We start from the raw sequence: 21,504 nt of genomic DNA, 5'->3' as shown, positions 1-21,504 counted from the left end.
ACCACGACCACCATGACACATCCATATGAGGAGACTCTGACAACTGCGGTTGCAGAGGCACCTGAGGGCCAGCCCCTTCCCACCGAATCAACAGCCGCCAGCAGCCGGGCCCATGCGCCCCTGCTGACGGCGCTGTTCGCGTCCACTGCCTTGGCCGCCTGTGGCGGGGGCGGGGGCGACAGCACGCCGGGTACGGGCACCCCCGGCACCCCCGGCACCCCAGGCACACCCGCACCCACCACCCCGTCCCTGGGCAACTACGCACACCCTTCAGCCACGTCGGACAACGAGGCCGCCCGCTTTCTGCTGCAGGCCCAGTTCTCGGCATCGACCGCCGAAATCGCCGCCCTGCGCGCCACTACCTATGCAGACTGGCTGGAGAGCCAGTTCAATGCGGGCCCCAGCCAGGGCGGTTGGGACTGGCTGAACCAGCGCGGCTACGCAGACATCAGCAACGACACGGCCTACTACGACAACTCCTACCCCGCCGACTACATGATCTGGTACCAGCTCATGAAGTCGCCGGACGGACTGCGCAAACGGGTGGCGCAGGCGCTGTCCGAGATCTGCGTGGTCTCGCTCAGCGGCGTGGACATCACCTGGCGCTGCCATGCCATGGCCTGGTACTGGGACCAGCTGGTGAACAACGCCTTCGGCAACTACCGCTCGGTGCTGGAGAACGTGACGCTGAACGCGGCCATGGGCTACTACCTCAACACCCGTGGCAACCAGAAGGAAAACGCCGCCACGGGCCGCCAGCCCGACGAAAACTATGCCCGCGAGGTCATGCAGCTCATGTCCATCGGGCTGGTCGAGTTGAACCTGGACGGAACCCCCAAGAAAGACGGCGCCGGCAAGCCCATTGACAGCTACACCATGAACGACGTGACCAATCTGGCGCGCGTGTTCACGGGCTACGACTACGACCAGACGCAGAACGTACCCACCACCGTGCCAGGCACCACACGGGTGGTCTCCAACACCACCTTTGCGCGGCTGCCCATGGCGCTCAATGCATCGCGCCACTCCACGCTGGCCGCCACCTTCCTGGGCACCACCGTGCCCGCCAACACGCCCGGCGCCGCAGCACTCAAGACCGCGCTGGACACCTTGTTCAACCACCCCAACGTTGGGCCCTTTATTGGCAAGCAGCTCATCCAGCGGCTGGTCACCAGCAACCCGTCACCCGCCTACGTGGCGCGCGTGGCTGCGGCCTTCAACAACAACGGCGCCGGCGTGCGGGGTGACCTGCGCGCAGTGGTCAAGGCCATCTTGCTGGACGACGAGGCACGCTCGCCCACCGGGCTGACCCAGCCCGGCTTTGGCAAGCTGCGCGAGCCCATGTTGCGCTTTGTGCAGTGGGGCCGCACCTTTGGCATCAACTCGGTGCAGGGCAGCTGGAAGATCGGCGACCTGAGCGACCCCGGCTCCCGCCTGGGCCAGAGCCCGCTGCGTTCGCCCTCGGTGTTCAACTTCTTCCGCCCAGGCTACGTTCCACCATCCACGGCCCTGGCGGCAGCGGGCGCCGTGGCCCCCGAGTTCCAGCTGGTCAACGAGAGCAGCGTGGGGGGCTACCTCAACTACATGCAGGGCGTAATCCGCAACGGCATCTTTGTGAATGCCCCGGAGCTGCCCAACAATGCCAGTAGTTCCAACAACGGGTACGACATCAAGGCCAGCTACGCCAACGAGCTGGCCATCGTGGCGGATGCGGACGCACTGGTCGCACGCATCAACCTGCTGATGTGCGCAGGCCAGCTGTCCGCAGCCACCGTCAAGCTCATTGCGGACGCGCTGAAGGCAACGCCCGTCACCGCCGCCAGCACCGACGCTGTCAAGCTCGACCGCGTGGCGGCCGCCGTCTTCCTGGTCATGGCTTCGGCCGAATACCTCGTTCAAAAGTAAGCCCTGCCATGCACCTGCTTCAACCCGAACTCCACACCCGCCGCGCGTTTCTGCGCCGCTCCACCCAGCTGGGCCTTGCTGGCACGGCCCTGCCCTTTGCGCTCAACCTGGCTGCCATGGGCGAGGCGGCGGCCTTCAACGCCACCGACTACAAGGCGCTGGTCTGCGTGTTCCTGTACGGCGGCAACGACTACGCCAACACCGTGGTCACCTACGACGATGACAGCTACAACCGCTACAACACCATCCGGGGCGGTGGCGCAGGCCAGACGGCCGGCGGCATCGCGCTGGCCAAAGCAGCCCTCACCCCGACGCTGCTGACACCCACCACGCCGCTGCCTGGCGGCCGCCAGTACGCGCTGCACCCGGCCATGACAGGGCTGGCTGGCCTGTTCAACAGCGGCAAGGCGGCCGTGCAGCTCAACGTGGGCCCGCTGGTGGTGCCGCTAACCCGCGCGCAGTACAACAGTGCCGACCGCGCCACCTACCCCGTGCCGCCCAAGCTGTTCTCGCACAACGACCAGCAGTCGGTGTGGCAGTCATCCTCGCCCGAGGGCTCCACCGTGGGCTGGGGCGGCAACATTGGCGACCTGGCGCTGTCCTCCAACGGCAATTCGCTGTTCACCTGCATCTCGGTCACGGGCAATGCGGTGTTCCTGTCGGGCGACTCGGCCCTGCAGTACCAGGTCAGCACCAATGGGGCAGTGGCCATCAACGGTGTGAAGAACCGGGTGTACGGTTCTTCAGCGGTGCAGAGTGCGCTCGCGTCGCTCATCCAGCAGCCACGCACGCAAACGCTGGAGAACGAATACAACCGCGTGACCACCCGCGCCGTGACGGCCGAAAGCCAGATCACCAACGGGATCGCGGGCGTGACGCTGGCTACCACCTTCCCCAACAACAACTCCCTGGCCAACCAGCTCAAGATGGTGGCGCGCCTCATTGGCGCACGCACCAGCCTGGGCAGCAAACGCCAGGTGTTCCTGGTGTCGCTGGGGGGGTTTGACCTGCACGACAACCTCATCGCGCAACAGCCGGTGCTGATGCAGCGCGTGAGCGAGGCCATGACCGCGTTCTACAACGCCACGGTGGAGTTGGGCGTGGCCGACAAAGTCACGGCGTTCACCGCCTCCGACTTTGGCCGCACGCTCAGCTCCAACGGCGATGGCTCGGACCACGGCTGGGGCAGCCATCACCTGGTGGTCGGCGGCGCCGTCAAAGGCAAGGCCTTCTATGGCAGCGCGCCGCCGGTCAGCATCACCAACACGGCTGCCCCCGAAGACCAGTGGCACGTGGGCCAGGGCCGCCTGCTGCCGTCCACCTCGGTGGACCAGTACGCCGCCACCCTGGCCAAGTGGTTTGGCGTGGCCGACAACGAAATGGCGGGAGTGCTGCCCAACATCACGCACTTTGGCGCAGCGGCGGGGCGGCCGGACTACCCGGTGGACCTGGGGTTCCTGTAACTCGATGGAGCCCCCGTGACCCGGGGGCCTGCAGGTCGCGACCACGGCAAGGGCCTGGGGCCTCCACGGCTCCCCAATAATGGCAGCATGACGACTCCCTCTGCTTCCCCGCTTCGCCCCCGCGTGGTCATCATCGGTTGCGGGTTCGGCGGCCTTGAAGCCGCCCGGGCCCTCCAAGGCGCGGCGGTGGATGTGACCCTGGTGGACAAGACCAACCACCACCTCTTCCAGCCCCTGCTCTACCAGGTGGCCACGGCCGGGCTGTCGGCCCCGGCCATTGCGGCGCCCATTCGGCACCTGTTCCGGCAGCAGCGCAATGTGACCACCTTGCTGGGCGAGGTCATCCGCATCGACGTGGGCCAGCAGTCCGTGCATCTGGCAGACGGCGCCACGCTGCCGTATGACCACCTCATCGTGGCCGCCGGCGCCACGCACAGCTACTTTGGCCGCGACGAGTGGGCGGCCTACGCGCCCGGGCTCAAGACGCTGGACGACGCGTTCGAGATCCGCCGCCGCGTCCTGCTGGCGTTCGAGGCGGCCGAGAAGGAACCCGACCCCGCACGCCGCGCGGACTGGCTCAACTTTGTGGTCGTGGGCGCAGGCCCCACGGGCGTGGAGATGGCCGGCACGCTGGCAGAGATTGCGCGCCACACGCTGCCTGGCGAGTTCCGCCACATCGACCCCGCGAGCGCGAAGATCATCCTGCTCGAAGGCGGTGCACGCGTGCTGCAGGCCATGCCCGAGGCCCTGAGCCAGCGCGCCAAGGAACAACTGGAAAAGCTGGGCGTGGACGTTCGCCTGGGCGCCCGCGTCACCGCCATCGATAGCGATGGCTTGAAGGTCGAATCGCCTGCAAGCTCTAGTACATCAAGCGCAAACAGCTACCAAATAAATAGCAAGTGCATTGTATGGGCCGCTGGCGTGGCTGCGTCACCCCTGGGCCGCCACCTGGCGGATGCCACCGGTGCCAGCACCGACCGCGCGGGCCGCGTGGTGGTGGAGCCCGACCTGACGCTGCCGGGCCACCCCGAGATCAGCGTGATCGGCGACCTGGCGGCCGCCAAGAGCCACGTGGCCGGCCATGAACCCACGCCCGTGCCCGGCGTGTCGCCCGGCGCCAAGCAGATGGGCCGCGCCACGGCGGCCAACATCCTGCGCCGCCTGGCAGACCAGCCCACCCAGCCGTTTCGCTACCGCGACTACGGCAACCTGGCCACCATCGGCCGCAACTCCGCCGTGGTGGACCTCACCTCGCCCGCCGGGCCAGTGCGGTTCTCAGGCTACTTTGCGTGGCTGTTCTGGCTGTTTGCGCACGTGTACTTCCTGATCGGCTTTCGCAACCGGCTGGTGGTGCTGCTGGACTGGGCCTGGGCGTACTGGAGCTTTGCGCGTTATGCGCGGGTGGTGACGGGCATTGAACGCCATGAGACCGCGCCCCCGTCCCCGGCACCGCCGGGCACCTGACGGCCACGCGCGCTGCGTGGCGCAACAGCCAAAGCCAGCGCCTTGCCTGCAGGCTCTTGCCACAAAGACCTGTTGCGTTACTGCCCCACCTGCTCCACCCACGCCGCCAGCTCACTGGCCAGCTGGCCCGACGCCGCTGCCAGAGCGGCCACGCCGCCCGCCGCATCGGCCGACTTGGCGGGCTTCTGCACGATGAACACGCGCTGGCCGCGCAGCGATTCGCCCGCCGGGGTCAGCTCGACCACCGTGGCGCGCAGGCGCACCACCCCGGCGCTGTCGCTGGGACTGGTGAACAGGTGGCTGAACTCCTCCAGCTCGGTGCGCAGCACCAGGGGCAACTTGTTGCCCTGGGCGGGCTCGCGAGCCTGGGCGGCGCCGTCGTCGGCCTTGAGCACGGCGCGGCGCTGGCCCAGTTGCTCGCGCAGGCGCTGCTGCAGCAGCTGTGCAGGCGGCTGGCTCCAGCGGGCCTGGCTGTAGGGGCGCAGCTGCTGGGCGTCGGCATAGGCGAGGCGGTACAGCACGGCGTTCCCCCCCTCGGGCAGGCCGGGGGCGTCCATGTCGGCCATCGCCAGCGGAGGCAGGGGCGCACGGCGGTCTGTGGGCACGGTGGCCAGCGGGCCGGGGCCAAAGTCATACAGCACGGGGCGGGCCGGAGGCGCTGGCAGGGCCGAGCAGCCCGTGAGCAGCAGCACCGCCGCCAAACCACAGCCCCACAGCGCAGTAGCGCTAGATGAATATGCCTTGGTTGCTACATTTTTAATAGTATTCATGTTCACTCCTCACAGAGGGCCTGCGCCACCAATGCAGCGCGGGAGGGGGTCCAGCTCACGGGGCGCTGCCAAACCCTGGCTCACCCGGTCCGGGCGGGATGCGCCCCGAGCCATAGATGAACAACTGCGGGTTGTCGCTGATGCCCCCCGCCGCGCGGCCCATCTGGCGGGCGGCACGGGCCGTGTCGTCGGCGGCGCGGTTCACTCGGGGCAGGGTGGCGGTGCTGAACTGGTCCGCTGCGCGCGCCAGCGACTGGGTGCCAGCGGTGATCTGGTCAATGGGGCCGCCGTCGGCGTTGAGCCGCTGGTTGGTCTTGCCCAAGTCCACCGCCAGGGCCGACACACTGGCGCCCGCCTGCTGCAATGACTGCAGGGTCTGGCGCGCATCGCTGGCCAGGGGCGGCAGCGCGGCCAGGGCCGGGTCCAGGCGCTGGGCCACGGTGGCATCGAGCCGCTGGGTCAGGGTGTTGACGCTGCTGGCGGCCTGGCCGATGCTGGACAGCGCCTCGGTGAGCTTTTGCTGGTTGTTGTCGCCCAGCAGCTGGTTGATGCGGCGCGTGGCCTCTTCGACCTGGCCGAGGATGGCGGGCGCCTGTTCGGCCAGCTTGCCAAACGGCGAGGGCTTGAGCGGCAGGCGCGGCAGGCCGCTGGGGCCGGGGGGCAGCTCGGGGTAGGGCTTCTCGGCATCGTCCAGTTGCACGTGTGCCAGGCCAGTGACGCCCTGGTAGCCCAGCACCGCAAAGGTGGTGGGGCTGATGGGCGCCTGTTCGTTGACCGCAATACGGATCAGCACGTTGCCGCTCACCTGGGGGTCGAACCCGATGCGCGTGACCTTGCCCACGGCCACGCCCTTGTAGCGCACGGTGGCCTGGGGCTGCAGGCCACTCACGCCGTCGCGGGTGGAGAGTTCGTACTGCTCGTAGTTGGCGTTGTCGCGCGTGAGCCAGATGGCCAGGCCTGCCAGCATGGCGGCCACCACCAGCACAAAGATGCCTGCGGCGAGGGCGTGGGATTTGTTTTCCATCAGGGATGTTCCTTGTCGGGCGCAGGCGCGGCGGCGGTCTGCACCGCGGCCTGCTGCACAGGGGGCACGGGGGCCATGGCGCGTTGGCCACGTTCGCCCATGAAGAAGTGCTCGATGAACGGATGCGAAAAGTGCGCCACCTCGTGCGGCGGACCAGTGACGATGACCTTCTTGTCCGCCAGCACCGCCACGCGGGTGCTGAGCGCGAACAGCGTATCCAGATCATGCGTGACCATGATGACCGTGAGCCCCAGCGCCGCGCGCAGCTCGCGCAGCAGCGCGCAGAAGTCGTCAGAGCTGCTCGGGTCCAGGCCCGCCGTGGGCTCGTCCAGCAGCAGCAGCGGTGGGTCCATGATGAGCGCGCGGGCCAGCGCCACGCGCTTGACCATGCCCCCCGACAGGTCGGCTGGCATGCGCGTGGCGTGTTCGGGCTGCAGGCCCACCATCTGCAGCTTGACCAGCGCGGCATCGCGCACCAGCTCGGGCGGCAGCGTGCCCTGCTCGCGCAGCGCAAAGGCCACGTTGTCGAGCACGTTGAAAGCCGAGAACAGCGCACCGTGCTGGAACAGCATGCCCACCCGGCTGGCTGCCCCCTCGCGCCCCATCTCGGACGCGGGCCGGCCCAGCACGGTGACCTGCCCGCGCGTGGGCCGGGCCAGGCCCAGGATCTGGCGCAGCAACACCGTCTTGCCCGTGCCCGACCCGCCCACCAGCGACAGCATCTCGCCGCGCTGCACGGTGAAGTTCAGGTCCTGGTGCACGGTGAAGGTTTCGTCGCCCTTGCCAAACTGCGTCCAGAGGCCTTGCACATCCACGATGGGCGGCTCGCCGGGCGCGACGGCGATGTGTTCGGGCTTGGCGATGCGCTCAGTCATATGCCGATGTTCTTGAACGCTATGGCAAACAGCGCATCCACGATGATCACCATGGTGATGGACGACACCACCGACGCCGTCGTGCCTTCGCCCAGGCTCTGGGTGTTGGGCTTGACGCGCAGGCCCCAGTGGCAGCCGATCAGCGCAATGAACGCACCAAACACCACCGACTTGGCCATGGCCAGGCCCAGGTTGCCGATCTTTACCGCTGCGGGCAGTGCCTGCACAAAGTACGACGGCGAGATGTCCATGGAGATGTCTGCCGCCAGCATGCCGCCCGCCAATGCAGCCAGCGTGGTCCACACGCTGATGAGCGGCATCGCCAGCGCCAGCGCCAAGGTGCGTGGCATCACCAGCCGGAACCCGTGCGGGATGCCCATCACGCGCATGGCGTCCAGCTCCTCGGTCACCCGCATCACACCGATCTGCGCGGTGATGGACGAGCCCGAGCGGCCCGCCACCAGGATGGCCGCCAGCATGGGCCCCAGCTCGCGGATCAGCGAGATGCCCAGGATGTTGACAATGAACGACTCGGCACCAAACTGCCGCAGCTGCAGGCTCATCAGGTAGGCCAGCACCACACCGATGAGGAACCCCACCAGCGCCGTGATGGGCAGCGCCGTGGCGCCCATGCGGTACAGATGGCCGGACACATCACGCCATGGCCCCTTGCGCGGTGCGCGTGCCAGGCGCCCCAGGTCCAGCACCAGCTGGCCCACCATCTCCAGCAGGTGGCGGGCGTGGTCCACACCGTGCAGTACCAGCACGCCCAGGTGATCGACCTGTTCGCCCAGGCGCCAGGGCTCAGGCGGCGGTGCAACACAGGTGAACTGGGCCACCCGTGCCAGCATGGTGCGCTGGCTGTCGGTGCAGGCCAGCTCTGCGGGCCAGGCGTGCTGCCAGTGGTTCCACAGCAGCTGCGCGCCCACATGGTCCAGCCACTGCAGCTCCCGCAGGTCCCAGCCCAGCGTGGGGGCGGGGGGTGCGCCGCGCAGTTGGTCCGACACGGCCTCCCATTGCGCCGCGTTGCCCAGCTCGGCCGCACCCCAGCGCCCACGCAGCTGCGCACACGGCCCTTGGGGCGTATCGGCGCGGACGATGTGGGGAGCGTGGTCGGTCATGGGTCTGGCCGCCAGGGCAGCCGCAGGGGTGGGGTCGTCAAGAAGCAGCAAGGAAGAGCGTGCATGGTAGCGGAGCGAATCCTGCACGCGCTGTCGGACACGAGCCTGTCAAGCACAGACAGGCGGCGAAGCGTGTAATTATTATCAAATCAGCGCCAAGCGCAATCAATTCAAGCATCAGCAGCTACCAAAAGTGTAGCAATAGGCACACACCCTATCGACAGGGCCTGCCCCATCCGCACAATGGCCCACCGTTACCACCTTTGATCGGCACCGCCCCTCCTCCATGAGCGACACCACGTTTGACACCATCATCATCGGCGGAGGCACAGCCGGTGCCTTGCTCGCCAACCGCCTGAGCGCCGACGGCCGCCATCGCGTGCTGCTGATCGAGGCCGGCCGCAAGGACGACTACCACTGGATCCACATCCCCGTGGGCTACCTGTACTGCATCGGCAACCCGCGCACCGACTGGCTCTACAACACCGAGCCCGACGCGGGCCTGAACGGCCGTACCCTGCGCTACCCACGCGGCAAGACGCTGGGCGGCTGCAGCAGCATCAACGGCATGATCTACATGCGCGGCCAGGCGCGCGACTATGACCAGTGGGCCGAACTGACGGGTGACGCCAGCTGGCGCTGGGACAGCGCCCTGCCCTACTTCCGCCGCCACGAAGACCACTGGCGCCTGGACCAGCCCGGAGGCGTGAACGAAAATTTCAAACGCCTGCACGGCAACAAGGCCACCGGCAGCACTGGCGAGTGGCGGGTGGAAAAGCAACGCCTGCGCTGGGACGTGCTCGACGCCTTTGCCCACGCCGCGCAGCAGGCCGGCATCCCCGCCACCGACGACTTCAACAGCGGCAGCAACGAAGGCGTGGGCTATTTCGAGGTCAACCAGAAAAGCGGCTGGCGCTGGAACACCGCCAAGGCCTTTTTGCGCCCCACTTGCTATGGCCGACCCAACTTCGAGATGTGGACCAGCGCGCAGGCGTCCAAGCTCATCATCGAGACCCAGCCCGATGGCAGCCAGCGCTGCACCGGCGTGTTGGTGTGGGACGGCCACGAGATGGTCACGGCCCGCGCGGCGGGCGAGGTGATCCTGAGCGCAGGCGCCGTCAACTCGCCCCAGCTGCTGCAGCTGTCGGGCATCGGCCCCGCCACACTGCTGCGCCAGCATGGCATCGATGTGGCGGTGGACCTGCCGGGCGTGGGCGCCAACCTGCAGGACCATCTGCAGATCCGCGCGGTGTTCAAGGTGCAAGGGGTGCAGACGCTCAACACCATGGCCAACTCGCTGGTCGGCAAGGCCAAGATCGGGCTCGAATATGCGCTCAAGCGCAGCGGGCCCATGAGCATGGCGCCTTCGCAGCTCGGTGCGTTCACCCGCAGCAGCCCCGACCAGCCCTATCCCAACATCGAGTACCACGTGCAGCCCCTGTCGCTCGATGCGTTTGGCGAGCCGCTGCACAGCTTTCCGGCCTTCACCGCCAGCGTGTGCAACCTCAACCCCACCAGCCGGGGCACGGTGAACATCAAGAGCGCCGACTTCAAGGCCGCGCCCGCCATCACGCCCAACTACCTCAGCACGCCCGAAGACCGCCAGGTGGCCGCCGACAGCCTGCGCGTCACGCGCCGCATCGTGGCCCAGCCCGCGCTGGCCAAATACCAGCCGCAGGAGTGGAAGCCCGGCGTGCAGTTTGAAAGCGACGAAGACTTGGCGCGCCTGGCGGGTGACATTGCCACCACCATCTTCCACCCCGTGGGCACCACCAAGATGGGCCGCGACGGCGACCCGATGGCCGTGCTGGATGCTCAACTGCGCGTGCGCAATGGACGCGGCGGCGTGGTGGCCGGCCTGCGCGTGGTGGATGCGGGCGCCATGCCCACCATCACCAGCGGCAACACCAACTCGCCCACGCTGATGATGGCGGAGAAGGCGGCGGAGTGGATCATTCAGGCCCGGCAGGCGGCGTGAGTACCATCGCGCCGATGTATTCCTCCACCTTCATTTTTGCGACCAAGCAGTTCGACGACGCCTTTTACCGGCTGGACGAAGCCATTGCCACCGCCGCCCGTTCCATCGACGGCTACCTGGGCGAGGAGTCGTGGACGGACACCGGCAACGGCCTGGTATCCAACGTGTACTACTGGCAGTCGCTGGAGGCGCTGCAAACGCTGATGCAGCACCCCGCGCACCTGAAAGCCAAGGCCGCGCAGGCGCAGTGGCTCAATGGCTACCAAGTGGTGATTGCGCAGGTGCTGCGCACTTACGGCGACAACCAGCTCGCCGGACTGCTGCCCACGGCCGGGCTGTTCACACAGGGCACTGCGCCCCACTGATCTTTTCAAGCCACGGCGCAGAAGCCGCTTGGCAGGTCAGCGGATGCCACCCACATAGCGCGGCACCTCGGGGGCAGGCTCGGGGGGCGGTGCGGGGCGCGCACGCACCGCCTGCGCCGCTGCATCCAGCAGCGGTCGGCGCTGGGCGGCCGGCGGGCTGGCGTGCAGGGCGTGCTCCAGGCGGTCGGCCCATTCGGCCAAGTCGGGCGCGTTGTCTTCGGTGGCGCGCTGGCGCGCAAACCGCACGATCTCCTGCGCGTAGTCCGCGTTGGCCGCCATCCATTCGGTATCGGTCACGCGCCCTGTCTTGCGCCGCAACAGCACATGCAGGTGGGCGGCAATCGCCAGCTTGTCGGAATCGGACATGTTCGGCTCCTTACTGCATTGGGGTCATCCATCGGACTGCATTCGCTGGCCCGCACATCACAGGACGCGGCGACACATTCAGCCGCCCAGGCGCTCGCGGTGCTGGGCAATGTCCAGCCCGGTCTGCTCGCTTTGCTCGTCCACCCGCAGGCCCATCGCAAAGTTGACGACACACAGCAGCGCGGCCGTCACCACCAGGCTGTAGGCCCCCACCGCGCCCACGCCGATGGCCTGGGTCAGCAGGCTGCCCGCAGCGCCTCCCACGGTCTTGCTGGCCAGCACGCCTGTCAGCAGCGACCCCACGATGCCGCCAACGCCATGCACGCCAAATACGTCGAGCGAGTCATCCACCCGCAGCAGCCGCTTGAGCCCCGTGGCGCCCCAGTAGCAGGCCAGCCCGGCCACCAGACCAATAACGACGGCCGAGCGCAGCGTGACAAAACCGGCGGCGGGCGTGATGGCCACCAGCCCCGCCACCAGGCCAGAGCACAGCCCCAGCAGCGACGGGCGCCCGCGCACCACCCACTCGCCCAGCATCCACGACAGCGCACCGGCCGCAGCGGCCAGGTGCGTCACTGCCATGGCCAGCCCGGCACGCCCATCGGCTGCGACCGCAGAGCCCGCGTTGAAGCCAAACCAGCCCACCCACAGCATGCCCGCGCCCGCCATGGTGAGCCCCAGGTTGTAGGGCTCAAACGGCTCACGCCCATACCCCGCGCGGCGGCCCAGAAACCAGGCGCACACCAGCCCCGCGACGCCCGCATTCACGTGCACCACCGAGCCACCCGCAAAATCCAGCGCGCCCATCTGCGCCAGCCAGCCACCCGGCTCCCACACCCAGTGCGCCACGGGCGCATAGACCACCAGTGTCCACAGGCTGATGAAGACGAGCATGGCCGAAAACCGCATGCGTTCCACAAACGCGCCCACCAGCAGCGCGGCCGTGATGATGGCAAAGGTGAGCTGGAACATCGCGTACACCGACTCCGGGATCAGCGGCGCAATGTGGCTCACGGCCAGCTTGCCCGCCTCCAGCTGAAAGTCGAGTCCGGCAAAGCCAGCACGGTCCCAGCCGCCAAGCCAGGCGCTGCCCGGTGTGAAGGCCAGTGAATACCCCGCCGCAAACCACAGCAGGCTGACCAGCGCTGCAATGGCCACCACGCTGGCCATGGTGTTGAGCACGTTCTTCCTGCGCACCATGCCTGCGTAAAACAGCGCAATGCCTGGCAGCGTCATCAGCAGCACCAGGGCGGTGGAGGTCATCATCCAGCCGGTATGGGCTGCATTCACCGTGTCCTGGGCCACCAAGGCGGGGCGCGTGAGGGGCGCCGCGACTGCAGGAGCCTCTGGCACGCCCTGGGCCAGCGCGCAGGTGCAAAGCCCCAGACACAACGACACGACCGCAAACACCCGGTGGTTGACTGCACGCATGCACGCTCCCTTTCGCAATTTGTTACAAGCGCGTTGCACGAGCCATGCCAGCCGGTTGCCACCGAATCGGGGCACAGAACGCCCACCGAGAGCCATCCGGCGCCCAACAACGGGGGGCGGGAAACCCCCAATGCACCAGCAGGGTGCAGCCGTTACAGTCACGGCACTCGAAAGCGCGCTTCGGTGTGCCAAGCGAGGGGCCCGAGGAGACAACCTTTCTACCAAGAACCACATTCAAAACACCCAACGAGGTGTGAACCCTTTCAGGCGCTGGCGATCCCAGCGCCTTTTTCTTGCCTGCTAGGGATGGCCTGCATAACCCTCGCGAGTCGGTGGTAGTGCGGATCGGGATGGGCCGCAAGGCGCCTTTTCACAGCCAATAGCCCGGCTATTGGCAAGAAAAGCAACGCAGCGGACCGCGCGACGCCGCGCTATCACCGACCGCAGGGAGTTATGCATGCCATCCCTAGATCCTGAGCGGTCCTGAATCGATAGCAGGCCCGGTGCGACAATCCTGCGATGGAATGGATTTTGATGACCCTGGCCTCGCTGCTCGCGGGCTTTGTGGATGCGATCGTGGGAGGCGGTGGACTGGTGATGGTGCCCGCGCTGTTTGCAGCTTTTCCGGGGGCGCCCCCAGCCACCCTGCTGGGCACCAACAAGGCGGCCTCGGTCTGGGGCACCGCCATGGCCACCTGGCAGTACAGCCGCAAGGTGCAGATCCGCTGGTCGGCCATGCTGCCGGCCGCAGCCGCCGGTTTTGCCGGCTCATTCGTGGGCGCGTGGGCCGTCACCGTCGTGTCGGCCGACTTCCTGCGCAAGCTGCTGCCCCTGGTGCTGCTGGGCGTGCTGCTCTACACCCTGGCCAAGAAGGAGCTGGGGCGGCACCACACCCCCCGGTTTGCGGGCCGGGCCGAGGTGATCGCCGCCTGCCTGATTGGCGTGCTCATCGGCTTTTATGACGGGTTCTTTGGCCCGGGCACCGGCAGCTTCTTCGTCTTTTTGTTCGTGCGACTGCTGGGCTATGACTTTCTGAATGCATCGGCGTCGGCCAAGCTGCTCAACTGCGCCACCAACATCGCCGCCATTGCGTTGTTTGCCGCCAAGGGCCATGTGTGGTGGCACTTTGCGGTGACGCTGGCCGTGGCCAACGTGCTGGGCAGCCTGCTGGGCACCCACATGGCACTCAAGCATGGCACCGGCTTTGTGCGGGGCATCTTCATCGTGGTGGTGAGCACGCTGATCCTGAAGACGGGGTACGACGCCTTCCTGCGGTAGGCCTGCTCTTCACGCACCAGGTGTCGGTTGCCAGGGTGGCACCCAACTTGCAACGCCCTGCAAGGCCTACCACCAGGGCGCTCCGAGGTCATCGGGGTTGCCCTGCATGGCCCGAATGTGAACGCGCGTCCTATAATTTCCGCACGCTTCCGTTTGATGACGAGGCCCATCGCCAATGGCGATGTCCGCATCCACCCGCTCCGGCCTGCCTACCCGCAGGCCGGATTTTTTGTACCTGAACCACCCCCACAGGAACCTGTCATGCAATTTTTCAAGTCTGCCGTTGTCACCGCCGTGGCGCTGTGCGCTGCCCTCGCCGTCCAGGCCCGCACGCTGGACGAAATCAAGAAGGACGGCAAGATTATCGTGGCCACCGAGGGCCAGTTCGCTCCCTTCAACTACTTCGAAGGCACCAAGCTGACGGGTTTTGAGGTGGAAGTGGCGGAGCTGGTGGTCAAGAAGATGGGCCTGAAGCTCGAATGGAAGACCCTGGGCTTTGACGCCCTGCTGACCGGCCTGGGCCAGAACCGCTGGGACGCCGTGATCGCCTCGCACGGTGTGACCGACGAGCGCTCCAAGGCCGTGACCTTTGCCAACCCCCATTACTGCTCGGGCGGCATCATCGTGGCCATGGACGACAAGATCCGCAACGCCAAGGACCTGACCGGCAAGGTCGTGGCCGTGCAAACCGGCACCAGCTACCTGGAGCAGGTCAAGAAGGTCAGCGGCGTGAAGGAAGTGAAGAACTTCCCGCAAGACACCGACGCCCAGCGTGCCCTGATCTCCAAGCGCGTGGACGCCTGGGTGAGCGATAAGTTCGTGGCCAAGGAAGCCGCTGCCAAGAACGCCAAAGCCGGCTTCAAGCTGGGCGACATGCTGTTCATCGAGCGCATCGCCCCCGCCATGGCCAAGGGCAACACCGGCCTGGCCGACGCCTGGAACAAGGCGTTCACCGAAGTGCTGGCCGATGGCAGCTACGCCGCCGTCTCCAAGAAGTATTTCAACGAAGACGTGCGCTGCAATTGATATGACGGCACATGGGGTGCGCAGAAGGCCGGGAGCCTCTGCGCACCTTTTGCCTTTTGTGGCGGCGCAGGCCGATGTCCCTGCCGCCCACCCGATTTCCAACCAAGACCTTCTGGTCGTCTGATCCATGCTTCTCGCTCTTTGGCCACAAAGCTGGTCCCGACAGCAGCGCAGCAATGCCACGCTGGTCGCTGCACTGGTGGTGATGGTGCTGGCCCTCTCGTTGCTGGGCCAATTGCTGTCGTTCTTCCCTGACCCCATCGGCCCCAATGCCCAGGCGTTTTCTGAAGGTGCGCGCACCACGCTGTGGCTCACGCTGGTCAGCGGTGCCGTGGGCCTGGTGCTGGGCACAGCTGCGGCGCTGGCCCGCACCGCCCGCTGGACGCCCGTGCGCTGGATTGCTGGCGTGTACATCTGGGCGATTCGCGGCACACCGCTCCTGGTGCAGATCCTGTTTGTGTACTTTGCGCTGCCGGTGCTGGTGCCAGGGCTGAACCTGCCCGACTTTGCCGCCGCCGTCGTGGCGTTGGGACTCAATGTGGGCGCCTACAACGCCGAAGCCCTGCGCGCGGGCCTGCTGGCCGTGCCACGCGGGCAGACCGAGGCCGCCCGGGCGCTGGGCCTGGGCCGCATGCATGTGTTCATGGACGTGGTGTTTCCGCAGGCGTTCAAGATCTCATTGCCGCCGCTGGTGAGCAACTTTGTGGCGCTGCTCAAGGACTCTTCGCTGGCCTACGCGATCGGCGTGGTGGAGCTGACCAACGTGGGCAACCGCATCCAGTCGGCCACGTTCCAGCCCATCGCCACGCTGACCACGGTGGCCATCACCTACCTGCTGCTGACCACACTGGTCACACAGATATCCAACGCCGTCGAGTACCGCTTTGACGTGGAGGGCCGCAACCAATGAACTCCAACGTTCCACCCAAGCCCTACATCGTGGCCGAGCGCGTGTGCAAGTCGTTTGGCGCGCACCAGGTGCTCAAGGACGTGTCCACCGTGTTCCACACCGGCGAGGTGACGGTGATCATTGGCGCCTCGGGCTCGGGCAAGAGCACCCTGCTGCGCGCCATCAACCGCCTGGAGCCCCACGACAGCGGGCGCATCACCATCGATGGCGTGGAGGTGTGCGACGACCTCACCACCCTGCAGCGCCAGCGCTGCGAGGTCGGCATGGTGTTTCAGCAGTTCAACCTGTTCGGCCACATGAGCGTGCTGGACAACGTGACGCTGGCGCCCCGCCGCATTCGCCGCACCCCGCGCACCCAGGCCAACGACGAGGCCATGCAGCTGCTGCGCCGCGTGGGCATGCAGGACCATGCGCACAAGTACCCCTGGCAGCTGTCGGGCGGGCAGCAGCAGCGAGTGGCCATTGCACGGGCGCTGGCCATGGCTCCGAAGGTGATGCTGTTTGACGAGCCCACCTCGGCCCTCGACCCCGAGATGGTCAAGGAAGTGCTGGACGTGATGCGCGGCCTGGCCCGTGGCGGCATGACCATGATCGTGGTCACCCACGAAATGGGCTTTGCGCGCGAGGTGGCCGACCGGGTCATGTTCTTCGACCAGGGTCGCATCGCGCACGATGCGCCGCCGCAGGAGTTCTTCAGCAACCCGGCCAACGACCGCATCCGCGCGTTCCTGGGCCAGGTCAGCCACTGAACGGGCATGCTGCACACTCTGCAAAGCAGAGGCCACCGGGCAACCGGTGGCCCTTTTTCTTTTTGGTATTTAGGAATTTGTCGATGCGTACTGAACGCTGGGGCCTGATGGCCCTGCTGGCTGTGACCGTGGTGTGGGGCACCACCTTCCCGGCGATGAAACTGCTCTCGGCGCACCTCGACGCACTGCAGATCATCTGGCTGCGGTTTGTGATCGCACTGCTGGTGTTGGCGCCGCTGTGGCGCGGCATGCTGCGCCACGAGCGGCGCTGGGGCTGCGCGCTGGGGTTGCTGCTGTTCCTGGCGTTCTGGCTGCAGATCGAGGGCCTCGCACGCACCAGCAGCAACCGCAATGCCTTTGTCACCGGGCTCAACGTGCTGGTGGTGCCGCTGATCGCCATGGCAGCGCTGGGGCGGCGCTACGGCTGGCGGCTGTGGGGCGCCTGCGTGATGGCGCTGGCAGGCATGGCGCTGATGTTCCACGAGAACGAGCCCTGGAACCTGGGCGATACGCTGACGCTGGCCAGCACCGTGTTCTATGCGCTGTACATCCTGGCGCTGGAGGAATGCGCGCGCCGCACGGCCGCACAGCCCCTGCGTGCCACCCGCATGGCCGCCGCGCAGGCCACAGTGATGGCACTGGCCTCCACTGCGCTGTTGCTGGTGCAAAGCGGCAACATGGAGTGGCTGCACTCTGCCGCCCAGCTGCCGGTGGACGCCTTGCTGGCCTTGCTGTACCTGGGCCTGCTGGCCAGCGTGGTGGTGGTGACGCTGCAGGCCTGGGGCCAGCAGCGCGTGGACGCCATGCGAAGCGCCATCGTCTTCGGGCTGGAGCCGGTGTTTGCCGCGCTCACAGCGTGGGTGTTGCTGGGCGAGCAGCTGGGCTGGGCCGGGCTGAGCGGGGCGGCGCTGATTGTGGCGGCGCTGGTGTTCAGCCAGCTTCAGCCGTCACCGCGCGCTGCCGGTGCATAGCAGGCGCTTTTGAAGAAAAACAGCTTGTAGCGCAAGTCGATACTGCGCCAATAGCTATCAATTTGATTGCAATCCAGTGCCGGATCAAGGAGCGACCAACGGCACCTCGCTGGCCTTGCGGGGCTTGCCCATGGGCGCACTGGCCAGGCCCTTTTGCACGGCGGCGATGTCTTCTTCGCTGGGGTACTCGCCCAGCAGCCAATAGTCAAACACGCGCCGCGCAATCGGAGCGGCGTGGGCAGCACCAAAGCCTGCGTTCTCCACAATGGCGGCTAGGGCGATGGTGGGGTTCTCGGCCGGGGCAAAGGCCGCAAACAGCGAGTGATCGCGCTGGTGCTCCTCCAGCGCCTTGGCGTTGTACTTCACGTTCTGGCCCATGGTCACAGCCTGGGCGGTGCCCGTCTTGCCGGCCGAGGTGTAGGGCGCGCCCATGAACACCCGCGTGCCTGTGCCGCCCTTGTTCACCGCCACCAGGGCATTGCGCACCAGCTCCACGTTTTTGGCCTGGTAGCCCAGGTTGATGCCAGGGGGCTGCACGATCTCGGTGATGGCGCCGGTGACCGCATTCTTCACCGCCTTGGCCATGTGGGGGCGATAGCGGATGCCCCCGTTGGCCAGCGTGGCCTCGGCCAGTGCCAGCTGCAGCATCGTGAAATTGTTGTAGCCCTGCCCAATGCCCAGCGACACCGTTTCGCCCGGGAACCAGCGTTTCATGTCGGCGCGTTTGTAGGTGTTGCGCTTCCACTCAGTGCTGGGCAGCGTGCCCCGCACTTCGCCGTTGAGGTCGATGCCCGTGGACTGGCCGAAACCCAGCGGCTTCATGAAGTCGTGGATGGCATCCACGCCCATGTCCACAGCCAGCGAATAAAAGTAGGTGTTGCTGGAGAACTGGATGGCGCGGTGCATGTCCACGCCCCCCAGCCCGCCCTCGTGGCTGCGGAAGGTGTGGCCGCCGAAGGTGTAGAAGCCAGGGTCGTTCACCACCAGGCTGGGCGAGCGCTTGTTCAGCTGCAACGCCGCCAGCGCCATGAAGGGCTTGTAGGTGGAGCCGGGCGGGTAGGTGCCGCGCAGGGCGCGGTTGAGCAGCGGCTTGTCGATGGACTCATTGAGCGCGGCCCAGTTTTCGGCGTCAATGCCTTCGACAAACAGGTTGGGGTCGAAGGTGGGCTTGCTCACCAGCGCCAGGATCTCGCCATTGCGCGGGTCGATCGCTACCAGCGCTCCACGGCGGCTGCCATACAGCTCTTCGATGAGTTTTTGCAGCTTGATGTCGATGGACAGCATCACGCTGTCGCCGGGGGTGGCGGCGTGGCTGGAGAGCTTGCGCACGGCACGGCCACCCGCCGAGGTTTCCATCTGCTCCACACCTGTCGCGCCATGCAGGGCCGACTCGAAACTGTGCTCGATGCCGAGCTTGCCGATGTACTCCGTGCCCCGGTAGTTGGCCTCGTCCTCCGAGTCCTGGATGCGGGCCTTCTCGGTCTGGTTGATGCGCCCGATGTAGCCAATCGCATGGCTGGCCACGTCGCCCAGCGGGTAGTTGCGAAACAGCCGCGCCTTGATGTCCACACCCGGAAAGCGGTAGCGCTGGGCGGTGAAACGCGCCACCTCCTGATCCGTCAGGCGGGTGCGGATGGGCAGGGATTCGAAGTTGCGCGACTCTTCCATGAGCCGCTTGAAGCGGCGGCGGTCACGCGCCTGGATGTCCACCACCTTGGACAGGGCATCGATGGTCTCGTCCAGCACGCCGGCACGCGAGGGCGTGATCTCCAGCGTGTAGGCCGAATAGTTGGTGGCCAGCACCACGCCGTTGCGGTCCAGGATGAGCCCCCGGTTGGGCACGATGGGCACCACGGCCGTGCGGTTGCTTTCGGCCTGGGCTGCCAGGTCCTCATGGCGCACCACCTGCAGGTACACCAGGCGCGCCGCCACCAGGCAGAACGCAGCCATCACCACCAGGCCCACCACCACGGCGCGCACCCGGAACCGCGAGGCGTCGGCTTCGCTGCTGCGCACCTCGGTCATGGCCTCACCCCTGAAAAAACGGCCCAGAAGCTGGCTGCCTGTGTGACTGGCGCGGCCCAGGCCAGGGGACGCCGAGCAAGGGTCGCCCCGCCGCGAGCGCGTCGCAGCCCTTCCCGCAGTGCGCAGCACTGCGAGACAAGGGTGAGGCAGCGCTGCCGCTCAGGGGGTTGTTGCCTCATGTTCACAACGGCCGGTTCTGGTCTTTGTCGGGCGGGCGGCGCTGGGGCGCCAGCAGCACCCAGCTGGCCAGGGGCCACAGCAGCGCCTCCAGGAACGGGGCCAGAAAGCTCCAGAACCCCGGGAAAATTCCGCCCGCCGCCATGCGCAGCAGCAGCTCGATGGCATGGGCAACGGCAAACAGCGGAAACACCTGCAGCGCTTGCGACGGCACACTGAACCACAGCAAACGGCGGTGGATGGCGATAGCTCCGAACGACAGCACGGTGTAGGACAGCGCATGCTGGCCCAGCAGCGCAGACTGGCTCACGTCCATGCACAGGCCCAGCACGAAGGCCGCCCCCATGCCAATGCGCAGCGGCTGGTGCACGCCCCAGAACACCAGCAACACCATCAGCAGATCAGGCATCCACACCACGCGGCCCAGCGGCAGCATGTTGATGGCCAGACCCGCAGCCAGACTGGCCCAGATGAACACCGGGTTCACCGGCATCAGCAGGGGCTCACCCCGCGGCATGATCATCGCGGGCCTCCTTGTGTCGGGGTCATCGGGGCAAGGCGGCGGCTCATTTGCGGCCCCCGCGTTTGTTCGCGGGCGCGGCGGGGGCCGCATCCGGGCGGGGCAATTCATTGTCGGCCAGGGGCTTGAGCACCACCACATGGCGCGCACCCTGCACCTGCGCCAAAGGCACGCAGTAGATGCGCGCAAACGCGGAGTCGGCACGGCGCTCCACCTTCACCACGCGCGCCACGGGCAGGCCCGGCGCATACAGGCCGTCCACGCCGCTGGTGGTCAGCAGGTCGTCTTCGCGGATGTCCGCGTTGGCAGGCATGAAGCGCAGCTCCATGCCACCACCATGGCCCGCCACCGGGTCGCCATAGGCCACGCCGCGCACGCCGGTGCGGATGTTCAGCACCGGAATCGCCTGGTCACGGTCCACCAGCAGCGTGACTTCGCTGACCAGCGGAAACACGCGGGTGACCTGGCCCAGCACACCGGCCTCGTCCATCACCGGAGCGCCCAGCTCCACGCCGCCCAGCTGCCCCCGGTCCAGCACCACGCGGCGCGTGTAGGGGTCTGCGGTGTCATAGATGACTTCGGCCGCCTGTGCAGGGGTCTGGAGCCGGTCGCGCAGCTCCAGCAGTTTGCGCAGCCGCTGGTTTTCCATGGCCAGCTGGTCGGCCTGGTTGGCGCGCTGGCCCATCACGGTCATCTTCTTGCGGGCGGCATCCAGGTCTTCTTGCGCGGTTTGCAGCGACTGGAAATAGCTGCGCCCGTGACTCGCGAACTCCACCGGCTGCAGCATGAGCCACTGCACCGGGTACAGCACCGTGGCCACGGCCTGACGGAAGGGGCCGGTAATCTGAAAGCGCGCGTCGGCCACCATGAGGAACAGCGCCAGCGCACTGAACACGGCCAAACGCGACAGGGCCGAAGGGCCCTGTTTGAAGAAAGGGGGAGCGCTGCGCTCCAGAGTACCCAAGGGCATGGTGCGCAGCGGTCAGGATCTGCCGCGGGGAGCGGGCTCCACGGGCGGGTGCTCAGAAACAAGCATTGGAGCAGGTGCAGTCATGCAATTCAGAGCGCAAAAAAAGTGCCTGCAGC

The 21,504-nt window shown here is 67.0% G+C and carries 19 protein-coding genes; 10 read left to right on the top strand and 9 right to left on the bottom strand.

Annotated features, from left to right (window positions below; translation table 11 throughout):
* Positions 1–12 precede the first annotated feature (12 nt).
* The 3 genes from C8C95_RS11195 (at position 13) to C8C95_RS11185 (ending at position 4,832) form a co-directional block, all read left to right on the top strand.
* Positions 13–1,905 carry a DUF1800 domain-containing protein gene (locus tag C8C95_RS11195; protein ID WP_116748648.1) on the top strand — a complete coding sequence of 631 codons (1,893 nt, stop codon included), beginning with the start codon at positions 13–15 and terminating at the stop codon, positions 1,903–1,905.
* Between the two features lie 8 nt (positions 1,906–1,913).
* Positions 1,914–3,368, top strand: coding sequence for a DUF1501 domain-containing protein (locus tag C8C95_RS11190; protein WP_116748647.1), 1,455 nt, complete (start codon positions 1,914–1,916; stop codon positions 3,366–3,368).
* Between the two features lie 87 nt (positions 3,369–3,455).
* Entirely contained in the window at positions 3,456–4,832 is a 1,377-nt protein-coding gene (locus C8C95_RS11185) for an NAD(P)/FAD-dependent oxidoreductase (RefSeq protein WP_116748646.1), read from the top strand.
* Positions 4,833–4,909: 77 nt separating this feature from the next.
* On the opposite strand, the gene C8C95_RS11180 is transcribed toward C8C95_RS11185, so the two are convergent.
* From C8C95_RS11180 to C8C95_RS11165, 4 genes are read right to left on the bottom strand one after another with little or no spacing between them, the layout of a single operon-like run.
* Entirely contained in the window at positions 4,910–5,602 is a 693-nt protein-coding gene (locus C8C95_RS11180; RefSeq protein WP_116748645.1) for an ABC-type transport auxiliary lipoprotein family protein, read from the bottom strand.
* Between the two features lie 55 nt (positions 5,603–5,657).
* On the bottom strand, positions 5,658–6,626 hold the full coding sequence (locus C8C95_RS11175) for an MlaD family protein (protein ID WP_116748644.1): 969 nt from the start codon (positions 6,624–6,626) through the stop codon (positions 5,658–5,660).
* Positions 6,626–7,501 carry an ATP-binding cassette domain-containing protein gene (locus C8C95_RS11170; RefSeq protein WP_116748643.1) on the bottom strand — a complete coding sequence of 292 codons (876 nt, stop codon included), beginning with the start codon at positions 7,499–7,501 and terminating at the stop codon, positions 6,626–6,628. The genes C8C95_RS11175 and C8C95_RS11170 overlap by 1 nt, the downstream gene beginning before the upstream one ends.
* Entirely contained in the window at positions 7,498–8,622 is a 1,125-nt protein-coding gene (locus tag C8C95_RS11165) for an ABC transporter permease (protein WP_099732256.1), read from the bottom strand. Before C8C95_RS11165 ends, C8C95_RS11170 begins: the two co-directional genes overlap by 4 nt.
* Before the next feature lie 286 nt (positions 8,623–8,908).
* Here C8C95_RS11165 and C8C95_RS11160 point away from each other — a divergent pair, with 286 nt between their 5' ends.
* Positions 8,909–10,600: a GMC family oxidoreductase N-terminal domain-containing protein gene (locus C8C95_RS11160; RefSeq protein WP_116748642.1), complete on the top strand. Its 1,692-nt coding sequence runs from the start codon at positions 8,909–8,911 to the stop codon at positions 10,598–10,600.
* Positions 10,601–10,614: 14 nt separating this feature from the next.
* Positions 10,615–10,965, top strand: coding sequence for an antibiotic biosynthesis monooxygenase (locus C8C95_RS11155; RefSeq protein ID WP_116748641.1), 351 nt, complete (start codon positions 10,615–10,617; stop codon positions 10,963–10,965).
* Between the two features lie 36 nt (positions 10,966–11,001).
* On the opposite strand, the gene C8C95_RS11150 is transcribed toward C8C95_RS11155, so the two are convergent.
* Together C8C95_RS11150 and C8C95_RS11145 are read right to left on the bottom strand one after the other, a co-directional pair.
* Positions 11,002–11,331, bottom strand: a complete 330-nt coding sequence (locus C8C95_RS11150) for a hypothetical protein (protein ID WP_116748640.1) — start codon at positions 11,329–11,331, stop codon at positions 11,002–11,004.
* Between the two features lie 78 nt (positions 11,332–11,409).
* The gene (locus C8C95_RS11145) at positions 11,410–12,762 is read right to left on the bottom strand and encodes an ammonium transporter (RefSeq protein WP_116748639.1); all 1,353 of its coding nucleotides are present in this window, start codon (positions 12,760–12,762) and stop codon (positions 11,410–11,412) included.
* Positions 12,763–13,281: 519 nt separating this feature from the next.
* Between C8C95_RS11145 and C8C95_RS11140 the strand changes: the two genes are divergently transcribed.
* From C8C95_RS11140 to C8C95_RS11120, 5 genes are all read left to right on the top strand, one after another.
* Positions 13,282–14,040 (top strand): TSUP family transporter, encoded by a 759-nt coding sequence (locus C8C95_RS11140; protein ID WP_015012153.1) that lies wholly within the window; start codon positions 13,282–13,284, stop codon positions 14,038–14,040.
* 261 nt (positions 14,041–14,301) lie between these two features.
* Positions 14,302–15,066, top strand: a complete 765-nt coding sequence (locus C8C95_RS11135) for an ABC transporter substrate-binding protein (RefSeq protein ID WP_015012152.1) — start codon at positions 14,302–14,304, stop codon at positions 15,064–15,066.
* A gap of 127 nt (positions 15,067–15,193) precedes the next feature.
* A complete protein-coding gene (locus C8C95_RS11130) occupies positions 15,194–15,976 on the top strand; it encodes an amino acid ABC transporter permease (protein ID WP_056057473.1) in 783 nt (260 codons plus the stop codon).
* Positions 15,973–16,725, top strand: a complete 753-nt coding sequence (locus C8C95_RS11125; RefSeq protein ID WP_099731500.1) for an amino acid ABC transporter ATP-binding protein — start codon at positions 15,973–15,975, stop codon at positions 16,723–16,725. The genes C8C95_RS11130 and C8C95_RS11125 overlap by 4 nt, the downstream gene beginning before the upstream one ends.
* A gap of 83 nt (positions 16,726–16,808) precedes the next feature.
* Positions 16,809–17,696, top strand: a complete 888-nt coding sequence (locus tag C8C95_RS11120) for a DMT family transporter (RefSeq protein WP_116748638.1) — start codon at positions 16,809–16,811, stop codon at positions 17,694–17,696.
* A gap of 84 nt (positions 17,697–17,780) precedes the next feature.
* On the opposite strand, the gene mrdA is transcribed toward C8C95_RS11120, so the two are convergent.
* The 3 genes from mrdA to mreC all read right to left on the bottom strand — a co-directional run bounded on the left by mrdA (position 17,781) and on the right by mreC (position 21,388).
* Positions 17,781–19,721: a penicillin-binding protein 2 gene (mrdA, locus tag C8C95_RS11115; protein ID WP_116748637.1), complete on the bottom strand. Its 1,941-nt coding sequence runs from the start codon at positions 19,719–19,721 to the stop codon at positions 17,781–17,783.
* 181 nt (positions 19,722–19,902) lie between these two features.
* Positions 19,903–20,421: a rod shape-determining protein MreD gene (gene mreD / locus C8C95_RS11105; RefSeq protein ID WP_056057460.1), complete on the bottom strand. Its 519-nt coding sequence runs from the start codon at positions 20,419–20,421 to the stop codon at positions 19,903–19,905.
* 43 nt (positions 20,422–20,464) lie between these two features.
* The gene (gene mreC, locus C8C95_RS11100) at positions 20,465–21,388 is read right to left on the bottom strand and encodes a rod shape-determining protein MreC (protein WP_056742141.1); all 924 of its coding nucleotides are present in this window, start codon (positions 21,386–21,388) and stop codon (positions 20,465–20,467) included.
* Between the last annotated feature and the right edge of the window lie 116 nt (positions 21,389–21,504).

Origin of the sequence: Acidovorax sp. 99 (assembly GCF_003096455.1) — a bacterium.
GTDB lineage: Bacteria > Pseudomonadota > Gammaproteobacteria > Burkholderiales > Burkholderiaceae_C > Acidovorax > Acidovorax delafieldii.
Note: the sequence above shows the minus strand (reverse complement) of the source record. Positions and strands in the feature narration are given on the sequence as shown.

Bases quoted from the DNA above. Each gene is read 5' to 3' on its own strand.
- C8C95_RS11135 (WP_015012152.1), top strand. From the start codon at position 14,302: ATGCAATTTTTCAAGTCTGCCGTTGTCACCGCCGTGGCGCTGTGCGCT.
- C8C95_RS11185 (WP_116748646.1), top strand. From the start codon at position 3,456: ATGACGACTCCCTCTGCTTCCCCGCTTCGCCCCCGCGTGGTCATCATC.
- C8C95_RS11195 (WP_116748648.1), top strand. From the start codon at position 13: ATGACACATCCATATGAGGAGACTCTGACAACTGCGGTTGCAGAGGCA.
- C8C95_RS11130 (WP_056057473.1), top strand. From the start codon at position 15,194: ATGCTTCTCGCTCTTTGGCCACAAAGCTGGTCCCGACAGCAGCGCAGC.
- C8C95_RS11150 (WP_116748640.1), bottom strand. From the start codon at position 11,331: ATGTCCGATTCCGACAAGCTGGCGATTGCCGCCCACCTGCATGTGCTG.
- mrdA (WP_116748637.1), bottom strand. From the start codon at position 19,721: ATGACCGAGGTGCGCAGCAGCGAAGCCGACGCCTCGCGGTTCCGGGTG.
- C8C95_RS11190 (WP_116748647.1), top strand. From the start codon at position 1,914: ATGCACCTGCTTCAACCCGAACTCCACACCCGCCGCGCGTTTCTGCGC.
- C8C95_RS11175 (WP_116748644.1), bottom strand. From the start codon at position 6,626: ATGGAAAACAAATCCCACGCCCTCGCCGCAGGCATCTTTGTGCTGGTG.
- C8C95_RS11180 (WP_116748645.1), bottom strand. From the start codon at position 5,602: ATGAATACTATTAAAAATGTAGCAACCAAGGCATATTCATCTAGCGCT.
- mreD (WP_056057460.1), bottom strand. From the start codon at position 20,421: ATGATCATGCCGCGGGGTGAGCCCCTGCTGATGCCGGTGAACCCGGTG.
- C8C95_RS11125 (WP_099731500.1), top strand. From the start codon at position 15,973: ATGAACTCCAACGTTCCACCCAAGCCCTACATCGTGGCCGAGCGCGTG.
- mreC (WP_056742141.1), bottom strand. From the start codon at position 21,388: ATGCCCTTGGGTACTCTGGAGCGCAGCGCTCCCCCTTTCTTCAAACAG.
- C8C95_RS11165 (WP_099732256.1), bottom strand. From the start codon at position 8,622: ATGACCGACCACGCTCCCCACATCGTCCGCGCCGATACGCCCCAAGGG.
- C8C95_RS11120 (WP_116748638.1), top strand. From the start codon at position 16,809: ATGCGTACTGAACGCTGGGGCCTGATGGCCCTGCTGGCTGTGACCGTG.
- C8C95_RS11160 (WP_116748642.1), top strand. From the start codon at position 8,909: ATGAGCGACACCACGTTTGACACCATCATCATCGGCGGAGGCACAGCC.
- C8C95_RS11155 (WP_116748641.1), top strand. From the start codon at position 10,615: ATGTATTCCTCCACCTTCATTTTTGCGACCAAGCAGTTCGACGACGCC.
- C8C95_RS11145 (WP_116748639.1), bottom strand. From the start codon at position 12,762: ATGCGTGCAGTCAACCACCGGGTGTTTGCGGTCGTGTCGTTGTGTCTG.
- C8C95_RS11140 (WP_015012153.1), top strand. From the start codon at position 13,282: ATGGAATGGATTTTGATGACCCTGGCCTCGCTGCTCGCGGGCTTTGTG.
- C8C95_RS11170 (WP_116748643.1), bottom strand. From the start codon at position 7,501: ATGACTGAGCGCATCGCCAAGCCCGAACACATCGCCGTCGCGCCCGGC.